This is a genomic window from Sphingomonas kyungheensis (genome assembly GCF_037120395.1).
Lineage (GTDB): Bacteria > Pseudomonadota > Alphaproteobacteria > Sphingomonadales > Sphingomonadaceae > Sphingomonas > Sphingomonas kyungheensis.
In genome coordinates, this window is the sequence record NZ_JBBBDM010000001.1 from 682,292 (window position 1) to 697,520 (window position 15,229).

15 protein-coding genes, 1 tRNA gene and 1 pseudogene are annotated in these 15,229 nt (G+C 66.7%); 3 read left to right on the forward strand and 14 right to left on the reverse strand.

Annotation, left to right across the window (positions count from 1 at the left end):
- Positions 1 to 24 precede the first annotated feature (24 nt).
- A pseudogene (locus V8201_RS03165) lies at positions 25 to 357 on the forward strand (L,D-transpeptidase scaffold domain-containing protein); the annotation flags it as partial.
- On the opposite strand, the gene V8201_RS03170 reads toward V8201_RS03165, so the two are convergent.
- Positions 271 to 498 carry a hypothetical protein gene (locus tag V8201_RS03170; protein ID WP_336544539.1) on the reverse strand — a complete coding sequence of 76 codons (228 nt, stop codon included), beginning with the start codon at positions 496 to 498 and terminating at the stop codon, positions 271 to 273. The pseudogene V8201_RS03165 and the gene V8201_RS03170 overlap by 87 nt on opposite strands.
- 106 nt (positions 499 to 604) lie before the next feature.
- On the opposite strand from V8201_RS03170, the gene V8201_RS03175 reads away from it, so the two are divergent.
- The gene (locus V8201_RS03175; RefSeq protein WP_336544457.1) at positions 605 to 1,405 is read left to right on the forward strand and encodes a L,D-transpeptidase family protein; all 801 of its coding nucleotides are present in this window, start codon (positions 605 to 607) and stop codon (positions 1,403 to 1,405) included.
- A 121-nt stretch (positions 1,406 to 1,526) separates the two neighbouring features.
- Here the strand turns inward: V8201_RS03175 and V8201_RS03180 are convergent.
- The 9 genes from V8201_RS03180 to V8201_RS03220 all read right to left on the reverse strand — a co-directional run bounded on the left by V8201_RS03180 (position 1,527) and on the right by V8201_RS03220 (position 7,729).
- Positions 1,527 to 1,602: transfer RNA gene (locus V8201_RS03180), tRNA-Phe, on the reverse strand.
- Positions 1,603 to 1,642: 40 nt separating this feature from the next.
- Entirely contained in the window at positions 1,643 to 1,813 is a 171-nt protein-coding gene (locus tag V8201_RS03185; RefSeq protein WP_081792956.1) for a DNA gyrase inhibitor YacG, read from the reverse strand.
- The gene (locus V8201_RS03190) at positions 1,810 to 2,751 is read right to left on the reverse strand and encodes a ribonuclease (protein WP_336544458.1); all 942 of its coding nucleotides are present in this window, start codon (positions 2,749 to 2,751) and stop codon (positions 1,810 to 1,812) included. The genes V8201_RS03185 and V8201_RS03190 overlap by 4 nt, the downstream gene beginning before the upstream one ends.
- Positions 2,744 to 3,313, reverse strand: a complete 570-nt coding sequence (locus tag V8201_RS03195; protein WP_336544459.1) for a Maf family protein — start codon at positions 3,311 to 3,313, stop codon at positions 2,744 to 2,746. Before V8201_RS03195 ends, V8201_RS03190 begins: the two co-directional genes overlap by 8 nt.
- 15 nt (positions 3,314 to 3,328) lie before the next feature.
- The gene (gene infA / locus V8201_RS03200; RefSeq protein WP_017977808.1) at positions 3,329 to 3,574 is read right to left on the reverse strand and encodes a translation initiation factor IF-1; all 246 of its coding nucleotides are present in this window, start codon (positions 3,572 to 3,574) and stop codon (positions 3,329 to 3,331) included.
- A gap of 170 nt (positions 3,575 to 3,744) precedes the next feature.
- Positions 3,745 to 4,260 (reverse strand): hypothetical protein, encoded by a 516-nt coding sequence (locus V8201_RS03205; RefSeq protein WP_336544460.1) that lies wholly within the window; start codon positions 4,258 to 4,260, stop codon positions 3,745 to 3,747.
- Between the two features lie 25 nt (positions 4,261 to 4,285).
- Positions 4,286 to 4,945: a hypothetical protein gene (locus V8201_RS03210; protein ID WP_336544461.1), complete on the reverse strand. Its 660-nt coding sequence runs from the start codon at positions 4,943 to 4,945 to the stop codon at positions 4,286 to 4,288.
- A 72-nt stretch (positions 4,946 to 5,017) separates the two neighbouring features.
- Positions 5,018 to 5,509, reverse strand: coding sequence for a hypothetical protein (locus tag V8201_RS03215; protein ID WP_336544462.1), 492 nt, complete (start codon positions 5,507 to 5,509; stop codon positions 5,018 to 5,020).
- A gap of 51 nt (positions 5,510 to 5,560) precedes the next feature.
- Positions 5,561 to 7,729, reverse strand: coding sequence for a sodium-translocating pyrophosphatase (locus V8201_RS03220; RefSeq protein WP_336544463.1), 2,169 nt, complete (start codon positions 7,727 to 7,729; stop codon positions 5,561 to 5,563).
- A gap of 170 nt (positions 7,730 to 7,899) precedes the next feature.
- Here V8201_RS03220 and V8201_RS03225 point away from each other — a divergent pair, with 170 nt between their 5' ends.
- The gene (locus V8201_RS03225; RefSeq protein ID WP_336544464.1) at positions 7,900 to 10,020 is read left to right on the forward strand and encodes a TonB-dependent siderophore receptor; all 2,121 of its coding nucleotides are present in this window, start codon (positions 7,900 to 7,902) and stop codon (positions 10,018 to 10,020) included.
- A gap of 27 nt (positions 10,021 to 10,047) precedes the next feature.
- Here the strand turns inward: V8201_RS03225 and thiL are convergent, their stop codons facing one another.
- From thiL to V8201_RS03245, 4 genes are all read right to left on the reverse strand, one after another.
- Positions 10,048 to 10,947, reverse strand: a complete 900-nt coding sequence (gene thiL / locus V8201_RS03230) for a thiamine-phosphate kinase (protein ID WP_271299265.1) — start codon at positions 10,945 to 10,947, stop codon at positions 10,048 to 10,050.
- Positions 10,948 to 10,993: 46 nt separating this feature from the next.
- Positions 10,994 to 11,452, reverse strand: a complete 459-nt coding sequence (nusB, locus tag V8201_RS03235; protein ID WP_152542167.1) for a transcription antitermination factor NusB — start codon at positions 11,450 to 11,452, stop codon at positions 10,994 to 10,996.
- A 54-nt stretch (positions 11,453 to 11,506) separates the two neighbouring features.
- On the reverse strand, positions 11,507 to 12,061 hold the full coding sequence (locus V8201_RS03240; protein ID WP_336544465.1) for a fasciclin domain-containing protein: 555 nt from the start codon (positions 12,059 to 12,061) through the stop codon (positions 11,507 to 11,509).
- Between the two features lie 197 nt (positions 12,062 to 12,258).
- Positions 12,259 to 15,177, reverse strand: a complete 2,919-nt coding sequence (locus V8201_RS03245; RefSeq protein WP_336544466.1) for a TonB-dependent receptor — start codon at positions 15,175 to 15,177, stop codon at positions 12,259 to 12,261.
- Positions 15,178 to 15,229 lie beyond the last annotated feature (52 nt).

The window sequence follows — 15,229 nt, forward strand, 5'->3', positions numbered from 1 at the left end:
GCGCTTATCCCCGTGTTTCCGGCGATGGCACAGACCCCATCGGGGGAGCAGGCCGCACTCGTTTCACCATCGGAGTGGCAAAGCCTCTGGAGCGGGGCGAACCGTGCCGCCCTGAGACAGGCGCTGGCGGATCGTACCCGCCACGGTCTCGATCATCTGACGTTCCTGCCGCGCGATATCGACGATCAGCCAGCAGCCGAGGCGGCCGAGGCCTATACCAAGGCTGCGATGCGGTACGCCGATGCCTTGGCGCAGGGCTTGGTGGATCCGTCATCGCTCCACGACGTCTACACGATCGCGCGGCCCATGCCCGTCCAGGCCGGAGCATTGCGCGATGCCCTCCGTCAGAACCGCCTTGCCCAATGGCTGGATGGACTGGCTCCCGCCGACCCGGAATACAGGATGTTGTCCCAGGCCTATCTCGAAGCGAACCGGCAGACCGACGTCCCGACGCCCGGTCTCGCGCTGGCGCAGAGCATCCACGTCGGCGACGTCCATCCGCAGGTGGCGGAGATCGCCGACCAGCTGGCGGACGATGGCTATCTGACGGTTCGACCGTCTGCGGCGCCGGCGGGACCTGTACACCCAAGACATCGCGGATGCGGTGAAGGCACTGCAACGGGATTATGGCATCCGCGCGGACGGGATCGTCGGCCCCGATACGCTGGGGGTCCTGACGCTCCGGCCTGGCGACCGTGCCCGCACCCTCGCCGTCGCCTTGGAGCGGCGACGCTGGCTGTCGCGAACGCCGCCGGCCACGCGCATCGACGTCAACTCAGCGGCCGCCGAGCTGCAATATTATCGCGATGGGCAGCTGGTCGATCGCCGCAAGGTCATCGTCGGAGAGCCTGACCGGGAAACCCCGCCACTCGGTTCGCCGATCTATCGCCTCGTCGCCAACCCGACGTGGACGGTGCCGAAGTCGATCCCGGTTTCCCGGGCGACGGTCCGGGCCAAGGCCATGCACCGCATCAACGGCTATTGGGTACAGCCCTCGGGGCCGGACAATGCGCTGGGTCTGGTCAAGTTCGACATGAAGAACGATCAGGCGATCTACCTGCACGACACGGCCGCCCCCGAATTGTTCGGGCGCAGCCAGCGGCATCTGAGCCATGGCTGCGTCCGGGTCTCGGATGCCCTGGGCTTTGCGGCGATGCTGGCCGATCAGGAAGGGGTCGGCGACACCTGGGCCAAGGCACAGGCCTCCGGCACGTACGAGATCGTCGATCTGCCTCGCGAGATCCCGGTGCGGCTCCTCTACCATAACGCTTTCGTCGCCGACGATGGCACGGTCGCGTTCCGCACCGATCCCTATGGCTGGAACGATGCGGTTGCCGTGCAACTCGGATTCGCCGATGCGAAGTCCCGCCAGGCCAAGGCAGAGGCGATCGACATCGGGCCGTGAGGCGCCCGACGCATTCCTCGACAGGGCTTTAACCCAAGGCCCGGCACCTTCGGTGCCCAGACTCCTGCAAAGCAATGGCCTGAGCGTGAACGGCAGGACGCAAAATACAAATGTGGGAAAGTGGTGCCCGGGGACGGATTCGAACCGCCGACACTGCGATTTTCAGTCGCATGCTCTACCAACTGAGCTACCCGGGCAGGGTGGAAGCGAGCATGCTCGCGTTCGGAAGCGCGGCCTTTAGTCAGCCGAATCGATGCTGTCCAGCCCGTTCTCATCGTCTTTGACCGGAATACGATACCCATCGCCCAGCCATTGCAGCAGATCACGGTCGCGGCAGCCGCGCGAACAGAAGGGCGCGTGCTCGGCAGAGGTCGGCGTATCGCAGAGGGGGCAGGTCGATCGGGTCATGCGCTGTCCAGAATATGGGGAACGCCGGTGCGGCGGGCAAGCGCGTCGCGCCAGTCGGGGCGGCTCATCAGCCGGGCGTGGATCGCCGGGGGCAGCCGGTGCCGCAACGGACTGCCCGGCGTCTCGCGTTCGAGCCGGCGCAGCAGCGCGCGCGTCGCCGCGCCGACCGGATCGTCGCGCAGCAGCTCTGGCAGCGACGCCCGCGGGCGCGGGCGGACGATCTGGAGGAAGCCGAAGCCGTTGACCGCAGTGCGCTCGAACGGCTGGGGCAAGGCGGCGTCGAGCGCCTCGGCGACCGCGGCGCGTGCCGCCTTGTTGGCGAGCGTCGGAAAGTCGATGCCGATCGATCCGCCGATGCCGTGACGGCGGATCGCCAGCGCGACCGCACGCGCCGCGGCGAGCGCGAGCGGCTCGAGCGGCGGCGGTCCGTCGACGTCGAACAGGGTCATCGCCGGTGTCGGCGACAGCCGCAGGCTGCCGAGCGGGAAGACGATCGCGCCGCTGATCGCCTCGTCGAGCAATTCGGACCAGCCGGCGGCTTCGAGCGCATCGGGTTCGTGCGCGCGCAGGATGCGGACGGGCCATCCGCTGGCGGTCAGGCGGTCGAGCAGGGTGGGGCCGGGGGCAGGGGCGTCGTCGCTGGCGACGGCGCGTGGCGGCTTGGCGCGGCCGGGTTCGGGGATCGCCTCACGGCTGATCCGCACGGTCAGGCTGGCGCCCTTGGTGACGCCGGGCGGGATGCGGGCGATCACCGCCTCGCTGCCGCCGATGTCGAGCCGGCCCATGCCGCCGCCGGTCAGCTCGATCAGCCGGGCGCGGGCGACGGTGTCGAGCGGCAGCGGGTCGGGCAGGGCGATGGCGGCTTCGAGGATGCGGCCGTCGGCGACCAGCGCGGCGCGCGCCTCGCCGATCCCGTCCTCATACAGCCATTCAGGCAAGCGGCAGGCCGGCGGTACGCAGCAGCGCGCGCGTTTCCATCAGCGGCAGCCCGACGACACCGGAATGGCTGCCATGGATGAAGCGGACGAACGCCTCGGCGCGGCCCTGGATGGCATAGCCGCCCGCCTTGCCCTCGCCCTCGCCGCTGGCGACATAGGCGTCGATCTCGTCGCCACCGAGCGGCCGGAAGGCGACGATCGTGTCGGACAGGCGGTGGCGCAACGTCCCGCCCGCGTCGATCACCGCGACGGCGGAGAGGCAATGGTGGCGCCGCCCCGACAGCAGGGTCAGCATCGCGCGCAGATCGGCGGCGTCGGCGGGCTTGCCGAGGATGCGGCGACCGACGGCGATCGTGGTATCGCCGGCGAGGATCACCTCATTCGGTGCGCGTGGCACGGCCGTCGCCTTGGCGCAGGCGATGCGCAGCACATAGTCGCGCGGGCGCTCGGCGGGCAGCGGCGCCTCGTCGATCTCGGGCGCGGCGGTGCGATCGGCGACGAGGCCGAGCCGGCCGAGCAATTCGCGTCGGCGCGGGGAGGAGGAGGCGAGTACCAGCGACACGCAGGCCGCCGCCGCTTATTGCGGGCCGGGGCCGCCGCGACCGGGCATGAAGCGATAGGTGATCCGCCCCTTGGTCAGGTCATAAGGGGTCAGTTCGACCAGCACCTCGTCGCCGACCAGCACGCGGATGCGGTTCTTGCGCATCTTGCCGGCGGTGTGCCCGAGGATTTCGTGGTCGTTTTCGAGCTGGACACGGAACATCGCGTTGGGGAGCAACTCCACCACACGGCCGCGCATCTCGAGCAATTCTTCCTTGGCCAAAAATCAACCTCTGTTCGCGTAGCGTCGGCGCGCCCTTAGCGCAGCCTGCCGAAAAAGGGAAGCAAGCGGCACATGACGCGCGGGCGCCTGCTGTGCGCGCCGCGTCGTGGTTCGTCTGCTACCAATATGTGGGATGCGCGGTCGCCAACGGCAAGGCCGAGGCCGGCGGCTCAGTGCCGCGTTTCCGCGATGACGGGAATGCGGATCTGGTCGCGCTGCTCCCCGAAGGGCCGGACGAGAAGCGCGTCGATCGTCGCCTCGGCATCGCCGTGGCTCCACCCATGGTTGCGGACGACGGCGATGGCATGGCCATCGCGGTCGAGATGGTCCGTCAGGCTGCGCGCCAGCGCCAGGAAGGCGAGGATGTTGCCGGGACGTGCGGAACAGCACATCGTCCCAGCCAGAAAGACGCCATTGTTGTCGAATGCCGCGATCGATGGTGCCGCCGCGCCGCCGATCAGATGGAGCAGCAGGTCGTGGTTGATCGCGGAGCGCGCGGCGACCGTCGCGGCGTCGGCCAGCGTCCGATCGTCGAAGATCGCGCCGCGTGCCGCTCCGTCGACGTGCCAGATGCGGCGCGACCAATCGTCCCAGCGACAGGCAGCCGTCGGTGCGGCGTGCAGCCAGCCGACCAGCGCCGGTCGCGCGATCGACACCTTGAGAAAACCAGCTTCGGCTCCGATCATGATGCCGTGTCCCGGAACGAGCGGATCAGTTCGCCGTCGGCGCGGTGCCGCCGATCCGGTGGCGTTGCAACGCGGGTTCGAGCCGGATCGGATAGGTCTCCGGCAGGCGGTGATCGAGCATGTCGTCGACTGCCGGCTGGAAGGTGGCGATGACCGCGGGCCAGGCGTCGGGCGGCAGCAGCCGACTCTTGCCCGCCGCGCCGATGTCGAGCGCGGCGGCGGTCGCGTCGCGGCCATCTCCGCCCCAGATGTAATTGTGGATGACGGCGGTGCCGCGCTCGCCCGGCGCGAGATAGTCGGCGACGCCGCGCATCAGCGTCAGGCAGGCGATGATCTCGCCGAGGTTTTCCGACCAGGTCAGCGTCCCCGCGAGGAAATGACTGTCCGTCGTGTCATAGGCCGCGATATGCAGGCCCTCGTCGCACCCGAGGTTGGCGAAGAAGCACAGGAGGGCCTGTGCATTGGTCGCAAAGCGGGCGAGATCCTTGCTGGCCTCGTCGAGGATGCCGGCGAGCGTTTCGTCACGCATCTCCGGCAGCGTCGTGCCCCCGTCGCTGCGCCAGCGCATGCCGATCGTCCGCCAGTCATCCCACTGCTGCGCTACGGGCGGCTTGGCTGCGAGCCAGCGGTCGAACCCGGCGCGGGCGATCGTGACCTTCAGATAGGCGGACGGCGGTTCGGACATGCGCGATCGTCTTTTCGAGCGCGGATGCCGCTGCATGCGGGCGACCGGACCGCGCGCCGTCGCCTGAGCTTCTTATAGAGGGTGGTCACCCGCTTCGATCCAAACCCGGCGCGGACCGTAATCCTTGAGCAAGACGACCGGTGCGAGCGGAGCCGGCCATACGTCGACCCGATAGTGATCGCCGCCTTCGATGCCAAAAGCGTCGATCGTGCCCAGCCCCCCGAAACAGGCCCTGACACGATAGGGGCCGGGCGTCACGCGCCAGCGATCGATCGAGCCGCCGGTACATTCATGGCATTCAAGGATTCCGGACGGCACCGCGAGGCTCGCCTCCACGACATGGTCCCACGCGTCGAACGGCTCGGCGGAAGGCCGGTCGAGCAAGCCGATCTCGACCGGTACGGTCATGTTGCGATCCGGCTGGATGGCGATGACATGCGCGGCCACCGCGACCCGCCTCAGGCAATCCTCTTCGGTGAAGTCGATCAGCGTATTGCTGCCGTGGAGCTGATCCCAAAGGTAGAATTGATGGTAATCGGCGAAGATCCGATATTGGCCGCGCATTCCATCCTCCCCGAACGCCGCTTCTCCTTATAGCGCGAGGGACGCAGAGGCTTACCCGCCACCCGCCGCCAGCGCGGCGAGCAGCAGCAGCGCGACGATATTGGTGATCTTGATCATCGGATTGACCGCCGGGCCGGCGGTGTCCTTGTACGGATCGCCGACGGTGTCGCCGGTCACCGCGGCCTTGTGCGCCTCCGATCCCTTGCCGCCGTAATTGCCGTCCTCGATATATTTCTTGGCATTGTCCCAGGCCCCGCCGCCGCTGGTCATCGAGATGGCGACGAACAGGCCGGAGACGATCACGCCGAGCAGCATCGCGCCGAGCGCCGCGAAGCCCTGCGCCCGCCCCGCCACCGCGGTGATGACGAAATAGAGGACGATCGGGCTCGCCACCGGCAGCAGCGACGGCACGATCATCTCGCGGATCGCGGCGCGGGTGACGAGATCGACGGTGCGGCCGTAATTGGGGCGGCTGGTGCCCTGCATGATGCCGGGATTGTCGCGGAACTGGCCGCGCACCTCCTCGACCACCGCGCCCGCCGCGCGGCCGACCGCGGTCATGCCGAACGCGCCGAACAGATAGGGGAGCAAGGCGCCGAGCAGCAGGCCGACGATGACATAGGGGTTGGACAGGCTGAAATCGACGCTGACGTCGGGGAAATAGGTCTGCAGGTCGGTGGTATAGGCGCCGAACAGGACGAGCGCGGCGAGCCCCGCCGAACCGATCGCATAGCCCTTGGTCACCGCCTTCGTCGTGTTGCCGACCGCGTCGAGCGCATCGGTCCGTTGGCGCACGTCGTCGGGCAGGCCCGCCATCTCGGCGATGCCGCCGGCATTGTCGGTGACCGGGCCATAGGCATCGAGCGCCACCACCATCCCGGCGAGCGCGAGCATCGCGGTCGCGGCGAAGGCGATGCCGATGATCCCGGCGAGCTGATAGGTGGCGATCACCGCGACGACGATGACCAGGGTCGGCAGCGCGGTCGATTCGAGGCTGATCGCCAGCCCCTGGATGACGTTGGTGCCATGGCCGGTCTGGCTGGCGGCGGCGATCGACTTGACCGGGCGGTAATTGGTGCCGGTGTAATATTCGGTGATCCAGACGATCAGCCCGGTGACCGCCAGGCCGATCACCATGCACCAGAACAGGTCCATGCCGGTGAAGCCGGGGGTCGCCGCGCCCGCCGCGGCCGGCCCGTCGAAGCCGGTGGTGAGATCGTCCGACACCGCGTCGAGGAAGCCGGCGCTGCCGATCGTGCGATGGAGGTCGCCGAGCACGTAGCGCGTCGCCAGATAGATCGCCGGGATCGACAGCAGCGCCGAGGTCCAGAAGCCCTTGTAGAGCGCGCCCATGATGCTGCCCTTGCCGAGCCGTACCGCATAGGTGCCGATGATCGAGGTGACGATGCACACCCCGCCGACGAGCAGCGGCAGGCTCATCAGACGCATCAGTTCGGCGGCATCGGCGCGGATCAGCAGCGCGATCGAGATCATCGTCACGCCGAGCGTCACGACATAGGTTTCGAACAGGTCGGCGGCCATGCCGGCGCAGTCGCCGACATTGTCGCCGACGTTGTCGGCGATCACCGCCGGATTGCGCGGATCGTCCTCCGGGATGCCGGCCTCGACCTTGCCGACGAGGTCGGCGCCGACGTCCGCCGCCTTGGTGAAGATACCGCCGCCAAGCCGCGCGAAGATCGAGATGAGCGACGCGCCGAAGGCGAGCGCGGTCAGCGCCTCGACGATGATCCGGTCGCCCGGGGCATGGCCGGCGGGGCCGGTGAGATACCAGAAGAAGCCCGCGATCGCGAGCAGGCCGAGCCCGGCGACGAGCATGCCGGTGACCGCGCCCGAGCGGAACGCCATGGTCAGGCCGCCCTGCAACGAATGCCGCGCCGCCTCCGCGGTGCGGACGTTGGCGCGCACCGAGATGTTCATGCCGACATAGCCGGCGACGCCCGAGAGTACCGCACCGATGACGAAACCGATCGTCGAGATGATGCCGAGCGACACGAACAGCACCACGGCGACGACGATGCCGACGATGGCGATGGTGGTATATTGGCGGCCGAGATAGGCCTTGGCGCCTTCCTGGATGGCGGCGGCGATGTCCTGCATCCGGGCGTCGCCCGGCGGCGCGCGCAGCACCTGTTGGCTGGTGACGAAGCCATAGACCACGGCGAGCACGCCGCAGAGGATGGCGATGGTGACCGTGGTCATTCTCGCATCTCCTTCTCCTGTTGACGCACGGCCGATGTCCCCCGGTCTCGTGACGTATGCCGGCGAGGCTATGGCGCGCACCGGACCAGCGCAAGCGGCTTCGCCCCACAACGAATCATTGATGCTGATTCGCAATAGCGATAACTGCCACCCCATCAACAGGGGGGTATATGCGTTCCACTCTACTTTTAGCAGGCGCGGCGCTGGCCGCGCTGATCCCGTCGTCGATCCGTGCTGAAACGGGTCAGCATCATGCCGATGCGGCCGCGCAGCAGTCGACGCCGGCGGGCGACCAAAGGGAAGCGTCCGACGACATCCTCGTCGAGGGGCGGCGCGACGACACCTATGCCGGCACCAAGACGGCGACGCCGATCCTGCAGGTGCCGCAGCCGCTCACCGTCATCACCGATGGCCTGTACCGGGCACAGGGCGCGATCAACATTGCCGACACCGTGCGCTATGCCGCCGGGGTCAGTGCGGGCAGCTATGGCCGCGACACCCGCGTCGACAGCTTCAAGATCCGCGGCGTCGATGCGCTGCAATTCCGCGACGGCATGCGCGACATCGCCGCGGTCTATGCCAGCATCACCGCCGATCCCTATAATTTCTCGCGCGTGGAGATCGTCCGCGGCCCCGCCTCGGTCCTGTTCGGACAGGGGGCGATCGGCGGCATCATCAACCTGGTGTCGAAGACCCCCAACTTCGCCGACGCCGGCGAGGTCGGGGTGACCTATGGCAGTTACGGCCGCAAGGAGGTGCTCGCCGATCTCAACGGCGTCGCCGGCAGCACCGTCGCCGGGCGGATCGTCGCGCGCGTGCGGGAGGCGGGCACCTATGTCGCGCATGTGCCCGACGACCGGGTGCTGCTCGCCCCGTCGCTGACCTGGCGGCCATCGTCCCGCAGCGAGGTGACGCTGATCGGCCTGTACCAGAAAGACGATAGCGGCTCGACGAGCAACTTCCTGCCGATCGTCGGCACGCTGCGCGCCAATCGCGACAATCCGCCGCTGCCGCGCTATCTGTTCCTCGGCAAGCCCGGGTACGACCGCTACGCCGGCCGGCTGCTGCAAGGCGGGGCCGCGGTTACGCATCATGTCAGCGATGCCGTCACGCTGAGCCTCAAGGCACGCTACATCGACAGCCACCTCGACTATTTCACTCATTATACCAACAGCTACAGCAATCCCGCCGATCCCTATCTGCCGGGCAGCAACGGCCGTCGCATCGGCCTGTACGCCAGTTCGGTGGTGGCGCGGATGGCGGTCTTCTCCACCGACAACACGCTTCAGGCCCGCTTCCATACCGGCGAGGCGATCGAACATCGGTTGCTCGCCGGCGTCGATTACAGCTGGAACCGGGTCGGCAAGAGCAGCAACCTCGCACGGCAGGTGATCGATCTCTATGCGATCGATCGCGCCGCGATCATCGAACCGCCGCTCGTCGCGCCGTTCAGCCGCAGCGAGCAGACGCAGCTCGGCCTCTATCTCCAGGATCAGATCCGCCTGTGGAACCGCATCTCGGTGGTGCTCGGCACGCGCCACGACCGGGTACGCGGCGCGACGCTGCAACGGGCTTCGGGCGAGACGGAGCGGACGCGCGATACCGCCACGACCTATCGCGCCGGCATCATCGGCGAACTCGCGGCCGGGATCTCGCCCTTCCTCAGCTATACCGAAAGCTTCCAGCCGATCGCCGGCGAGACCAGCAGCGGTGCAGCGTTCAAGCCGCAGACCGGCACGCAATATGAGACGGGCGTGAAATGGCAGCCGGAGCCCGCGACGCTGGTGACGGTCACCGCCTTCCGCATCCGCGAACGCAACCGGCCGGTCGCCGACCCGGCCAATCCACTCGGCCAGATCCAGGCGGGCGCCCTGACGACGCGCGGCTTCGAGGTGGAGGCGACGCGCAGCCTGCCCGGACGTACCGAGCTGACGCTCGCTTACGGCCACAATCATCTCACCGGCGACAGCGTCGCGTCCGGCTGGGCGGCCGAGGATGTCGCCTCGGCCTGGGGCAGCAAGACGTTCGTCGGGCAGCTGGCGGACCTGCGACTGGGCGTCGGCATCCGTTATCTCGGCGAACAGGTGTCGAGCAGCCCGGTGTGGACGATCGTCACGCCGGGCCGGACGATGATCGACGCGCTCGCCGAGCTGGAGCGGGACCGCTGGCGGCTGTCGCTCAACGCCACCAATTTGCTCGACAAACGGGTCTTCGCCATCTGTCTGGCGCGTGGCGACTGTTTCAACACCGCGCCGCGCAACGTCATGCTCTCGCTCGGCTACCGCTTCTGAGCGCGTTCCGCCCGGCGGCGCGGCCGGCTAATGTTCGAAGCCGAGCCGCGCCGGCAGCGGCACCGTCGCGGCGCCGTCGGACAGCCGCAGGCCGGTGCCGCGGGCGAAGCGGCCGATGCGGGTCGCCGGCACCGGCGGGACGGTGTTGGCGGGCATCGCGAACAGCAGCTCGTAATCGTCGCCCGCGGTCGCCGCCGTCAGCCGGGCGTCGCGATCGTCGCCGGCGAAGGCGCGATAGGCGGCCGACAGCGGCACCGCGGCAAGGTCGAGGTGCACGGCGAGCCCGCTTGCCTCGCCCATCCGGCTCGCGTCGATCAGCAGGCCGTCGCTGACGTCCATCATCGCATGCGCGATGCGGCTGAGCACGCGCCCCTCGGCGATGCGCGGCTGCGGCCGGCGGTAGCGCGCCGCCAGTTCGGCCGGCCCCGCCGCGCCCTGGGCGATCGCCAGCCCGGCGCCGGCATCGCCGATCGTCCCGGTCACCCACAGGGCGTCATTCTCGCCGGCGCCACCGCGCGGCGGCGCGGGCGTGTCGCAGCCGAAGGCGGTGACGGTGAGCACCCGCGGCGCCCCCGCCGGCAGCGTCACCGTATCGCCGCCGAGCAGCGACGTGCCGCAGGCGGCGAGCACCTCGCCGAGCCCGGCAAGGAAAGCGCGGTCCCAGGCATCGTCCGACAGGGGATAGTTGAGCAGGATGCCGTCGGGCTTGGCGCCCTTGCCGGCGATGTCGGACAGATTGGCGGCGACCAGCTTCCACGCGACATCCTGCGGCGTATCGTCGCTGAGGAAATGGACGCGCTCGACCAGCGTATCGGTGGTGACGACGAGCGGCGCGTGGATCAGACGCGCGCTGTCGTCGCGCAGACCGCGTGCCGAGGGATGCAGCGGCAGCAGGCGCAACGCAGCGAGGAACTCCGCCTCAGTCATCGCCGCAGCGTCCGCGCGGCGACCGGGCGCGGCAGGCACGCGCGACTCAGGACGCCCGCACGTCCTTGGCGATGCCGTCGAGCAGGCCGTTGACGAATCCCGCCTCGCGACGCTCGTAGAAGGCATGGGCGACATCGACATATTCGCTGATCGTCGCGCCGACCGGGACGTCGCGTCGCGCCATCAGCTCGTAGGTGCCGGCGCGCAGGATCGCCTTCATCGGCTTGTCGAGCCGCGCCAGCGTCCAGCCGGTGGCGAGCTTGTTCTCGATCGCCAGATCGATCTCGCCGCTGCGCGCGGTGGTGCCGGTGACCAGATCGTCGAAGAAGTCGACGTCGGCATCGGCATATTCCGCGTCCTCGATCGTCGCCCCGAGCCGGTGGTGATGGAATTCGTGAAGCAGAGCGGGCACGGCCGTCCCCTCCATTTCACGCTGGTAGAGCGCCTGGACGGCGGCGAGGCGGGCGGCGGCGCGCGCCTGGGTGCGGTTCGAGCTTCGGGACATCGCGCGGGCATGTAGTCGCCCGCGCGGCATCCGTCACCCCTTTGCCGTTTCGGCTCAGGGCATCAGCACCGTATCGACGACATGGATCACGCCGTTCGACTGCATCACGTCCTTGATCGTGACATGGCTCATGCCGCCCTTGGCGTCGGTCAGCGTCAGGCGACCGCCCATCATCGAGGCGGTCAGCGGCTCACCCTGCACGGTGGTCAGCGTCGCCTTGCCGCCGCCCGACTTGATCGCCGCGGCGATCTGCTTCGAGGTCATCGTCCCGGCGACGACGTGATAGGTCAGGATGTTGGTCAGCGTCGCCTTGTTCTCCGGCTTGACCAGCGTGTCGACGGTGCCGGCGGGCAGCTTGGCGAAGGCTGCGTTGGTCGGCGCGAAGACGGTGAACGGGCCGGGGCCCGACAGCGTATCGACGAGGCCCGCTGCCTTGACCGCGGCGACCAGCGTGGTGTGGTCCTTCGAATTGACCGCATTCTCGACGATCGTCTTGGTCGGATACATGGCGGCACCGCCGACCATCGGGTTGCGGGCAGCCGAGATCGCCGGGCCTGCGGCCAGCAGGGCAATCGCGGCGATCGCGGTGCGGAACTGAAGCGTGGTCATGCGTGCATCCTTGTCCATGGCGCTCCCCCTACGGGTCGCTGCACACAGGTACGTCGCCGACGGCGCGCGGGATGCGGCGTGCCGATCGTTTCGTTGACGGGGGGGGCAGGGTGGGGGCCTGCCCATTTGCCCGGAGCCGGCAATGGATGGCGAGCCAGCGGATCAGCCGGGCACGCCATCCCGGTTCGCGTCTCGCGTTAGAAGCGGAAGCGCGCACCCAGCCCGTAATATCGGCCTTCATCCCGTATATCCCGCGGATAATAGGCATCCGGTGCGTATTGCCGATAGTTATTGAAGGGCGTCGCCAGCAGATTGGTCGCGTCCACCGTCAGCGTGATGGCCGGTACAGGTGTGTAATTGAAGGAATAGTCGAGGCGCACGACCTTGAGCGTACCTTCCCCGCCGACGAATTTTCCTGACGGATTGAAGAAGTTGCCGTTCAGGAAGGACGATCGCCCGTTGTAAGACAGACGGGTCGAAATCGCACCTTTCTCGAAGAACAATGCGACATTGTAGCTCCATTTCGACAGACCTGGGATCTTGACGAAGGGGGCGGGGCCTGTGGCGCCCAGCGTTTTCAGCACCGATACGGGATATTGGTTCGTGCCCTGCAGGTAGGTGGCATTCGCCTGTATCCCCAGACCGCTGAGCAGGCCGGGCAGGAAAGCCAGAAACGATTGGCCCCCGACTTCGACGCCTTTTATTCTGCCGGCGCCGGCGTTGGCCGGCTGATTGATTTCGATCACCCCGTATACAGGATCGGCAACGCGCGTGGTATAATTGCTCGTAAAGCCGAAAAGATCACGGTAGAAGATCGCGGCCGTCAAAGAAGCGTTTTTGGAAAAATAATATTCAAAGGAAGCGTCATAATTCCTTGACGTCAAGGCGACCAAATTCGGGTTGCCGCCGCTCGCATAAAAGTCGGGGCGTCCCTGCAAGCCGATGGGATACTGCGTGTCCGGAACCTGAACCTTGGGGCTGCCGTCGGCATTTGTCCGGGATGACGTGTTTTCCGAAAGGCTGACGGCGGGATTGAGTTGTTGGAACGATGGTCGAGTTACAGTCTTTGTGGCTCCAAATCGAATTTGAAACTTCTCGGTCGGCCTGATCCGCAGGCTTATATTCGGGAGGATATCAAGGTAATTCGACCCCCGAGCTTCCGCTTTGGTGAACGTATTCGTACCGATCGTGATGTTGGATGTGCCACTGTATAGGCCCACCGTGTTGATCACACGCGCACCGAACAGGCCATCGAACCGGATGTCGCCGATCTCGAATTCATACTTGCCTTGCCCATAGAAGGCGAACGTCTTTTCCCGCGCATAGTATGCAGCCAAAGGATCGTGCTGAACGGTCAATGGCGAAAACTTTGTCAGGGCTTTCTGATAGCCGCTATCGTCGGGGTGAAGCATGACCAGCTGCTGCAAGGCGTGATAAGCATATTGTCGCAGCTCCAAGGCATTGCCGGCAATGCCGTCACGGCTCGGCATCAGCCAGCCGGTAAAGCCTTGATTGCCTCGAAACGTGTTTTGCGTGAGGCTCAACGTCCCGGTCGGGGTCTGGTCGAGCGGAATGTTCAGGTCGGGTGTATAGGCGTAACGATTGCCGTTTTGCAGCGACGCATCGCGATTGGTATAGCGGACGCCGAATTGCAGCCGCGGCACAATCGTCAGGTCGGTGTCGAGGTCGAGGTCGGCGCGCCACTGCCACCCTGCGCCTTTGGTGACATAGTCCGCCTCGTAATAGCCCCGCCAAATATAATTCGCCGGATTGGCGGCGTCGAAGCCCGGCGCGCTGAATGAAACGCCGTTGTCTACGAAGAAGTTGACGTCAGTCGTGAGCGGTGCCGCCGTCTTGGAATCGAAGCTCCAGGCGCGGCTCGTATACCGGCTGCGGGTATAGGCAAGGTCAGTCGACAGATGGGCGCGACCGATGTCCCATTTGCCTCCACCCGCAGCCTGAAGGGTATCGGTTTGACCATGCGTGGTGCTGCGATACATTTCCGCCGGATCGCCGCCGGACTTCGTTAGCGTCGACACCTGATCGGGATGGCCATCCTTCAAGACGACTTTGCTCAGCGTCACCTTGTCGGCCAGAAGATATTCGCCGAACCAATCGGCAGCCGTATCCCCCCGATAGCCCTGATAGATGAAATCGTAATAGAGCTCGAAATTGCTGGCGGGCTTCCACTGGACGCTCGCATTGGCCGCCGGCCGCCACCGGCGACCGCTGTCGTTGTAGACGCCGATCCGGTACGGAATTTTGAACGCCATTCCGACCGATGGGGGGAGCACGGTGATATCGGTGCCATCGGCGGGGCTGGCGATGAAACCCTCACCGTAGCGGACTGCGTTGCGATAGGTCGACTGCGTGTAGGATCCGTTGATAAGCACACCGATCTCACCGACCGGCGTATCGGCCCTGTAGCTCAGTAACAGGTTGCCGGACGGGTCTTTCTTCTTGTCCTGATCGTTATAAGTCCCGCGCAGGCCGCCGGCCAAGGTCAGTCCGCGATCGGTGAAATCGAAGGGGCGGAAGGACCGTACATTGATCAGGCCTGCCAAGCCCGGCTCCAGCAGGTTTGCGGTGCCCGACTTGTACACCTCGATCGCCTGCAGGGCGCCCGCGGGGAAATCCTGCAAGGCAACGCGGCGTCCTTCGGCCGTGAAAATGTCGCGGCCATTCACGGTCGTCGCCACGTCCGGCAGACCGCGCACCAGCACGCCGTTTACTTCGTCGCTATAGCGACTGACCTGTATGCCGGTAACGCGTGCCAGCGACTCGGCGGCGGTATTGTCCGGTAGCTTGCCGATGTCTTGAGCCACCACCACGTCGACAATCGCATCGGAATTGCGCTTGATGCCTTGCGCGGTGCCAAGGCTTGCGCGGTAGCCCGTGACCACGATGTCGTCTGTTTGGGCGTCCTCATCGGTTAGTAGGTTTGCCGCCGCCGCACCATCGTGATCGACGTTGTCGCCGGATTTACTTTGTGTAACCGCGGCGTTTGCCACGATGGATGGCAAGTCCACCTGTCGAGGCGTCAATGTTTGTGCGGTCGCATGTGCGGCGACGAACGATAACGGCGCTGCGGACGCCCACAACACAGTGCGCTTCATAAAGCCCCCTCCCCATTGCTTCGATCCCAGTTTGCCTGGTTCCTGCAATTGT

Bases quoted from the DNA above. Each gene is read 5' to 3' on its own strand.
- V8201_RS03170 (WP_336544539.1), bottom strand. From the start codon at position 498: ATGGACGTCGCCGACGTGGATGCTCTGCGCCAGCGCGAGACCGGGCGT.
- V8201_RS03185 (WP_081792956.1), bottom strand. From the start codon at position 1,813: ATGACCCGATCGACCTGCCCCCTCTGCGATACGCCGACCTCTGCCGAG.
- V8201_RS03205 (WP_336544460.1), bottom strand. From the start codon at position 4,260: ATGATCGGAGCCGAAGCTGGTTTTCTCAAGGTGTCGATCGCGCGACCG.
- V8201_RS03210 (WP_336544461.1), bottom strand. From the start codon at position 4,945: ATGTCCGAACCGCCGTCCGCCTATCTGAAGGTCACGATCGCCCGCGCC.
- V8201_RS03215 (WP_336544462.1), bottom strand. From the start codon at position 5,509: ATGCGCGGCCAATATCGGATCTTCGCCGATTACCATCAATTCTACCTT.
- V8201_RS03220 (WP_336544463.1), bottom strand. From the start codon at position 7,729: ATGACCACGGTCACCATCGCCATCCTCTGCGGCGTGCTCGCCGTGGTC.
- V8201_RS03225 (WP_336544464.1), top strand. From the start codon at position 7,900: ATGCGTTCCACTCTACTTTTAGCAGGCGCGGCGCTGGCCGCGCTGATC.
- thiL (WP_271299265.1), bottom strand. From the start codon at position 10,947: ATGACTGAGGCGGAGTTCCTCGCTGCGTTGCGCCTGCTGCCGCTGCAT.
- nusB (WP_152542167.1), bottom strand. From the start codon at position 11,452: ATGTCCCGAAGCTCGAACCGCACCCAGGCGCGCGCCGCCGCCCGCCTC.
- V8201_RS03240 (WP_336544465.1), bottom strand. From the start codon at position 12,061: ATGACCACGCTTCAGTTCCGCACCGCGATCGCCGCGATTGCCCTGCTG.
- V8201_RS03245 (WP_336544466.1), bottom strand. From the start codon at position 15,177: ATGAAGCGCACTGTGTTGTGGGCGTCCGCAGCGCCGTTATCGTTCGTC.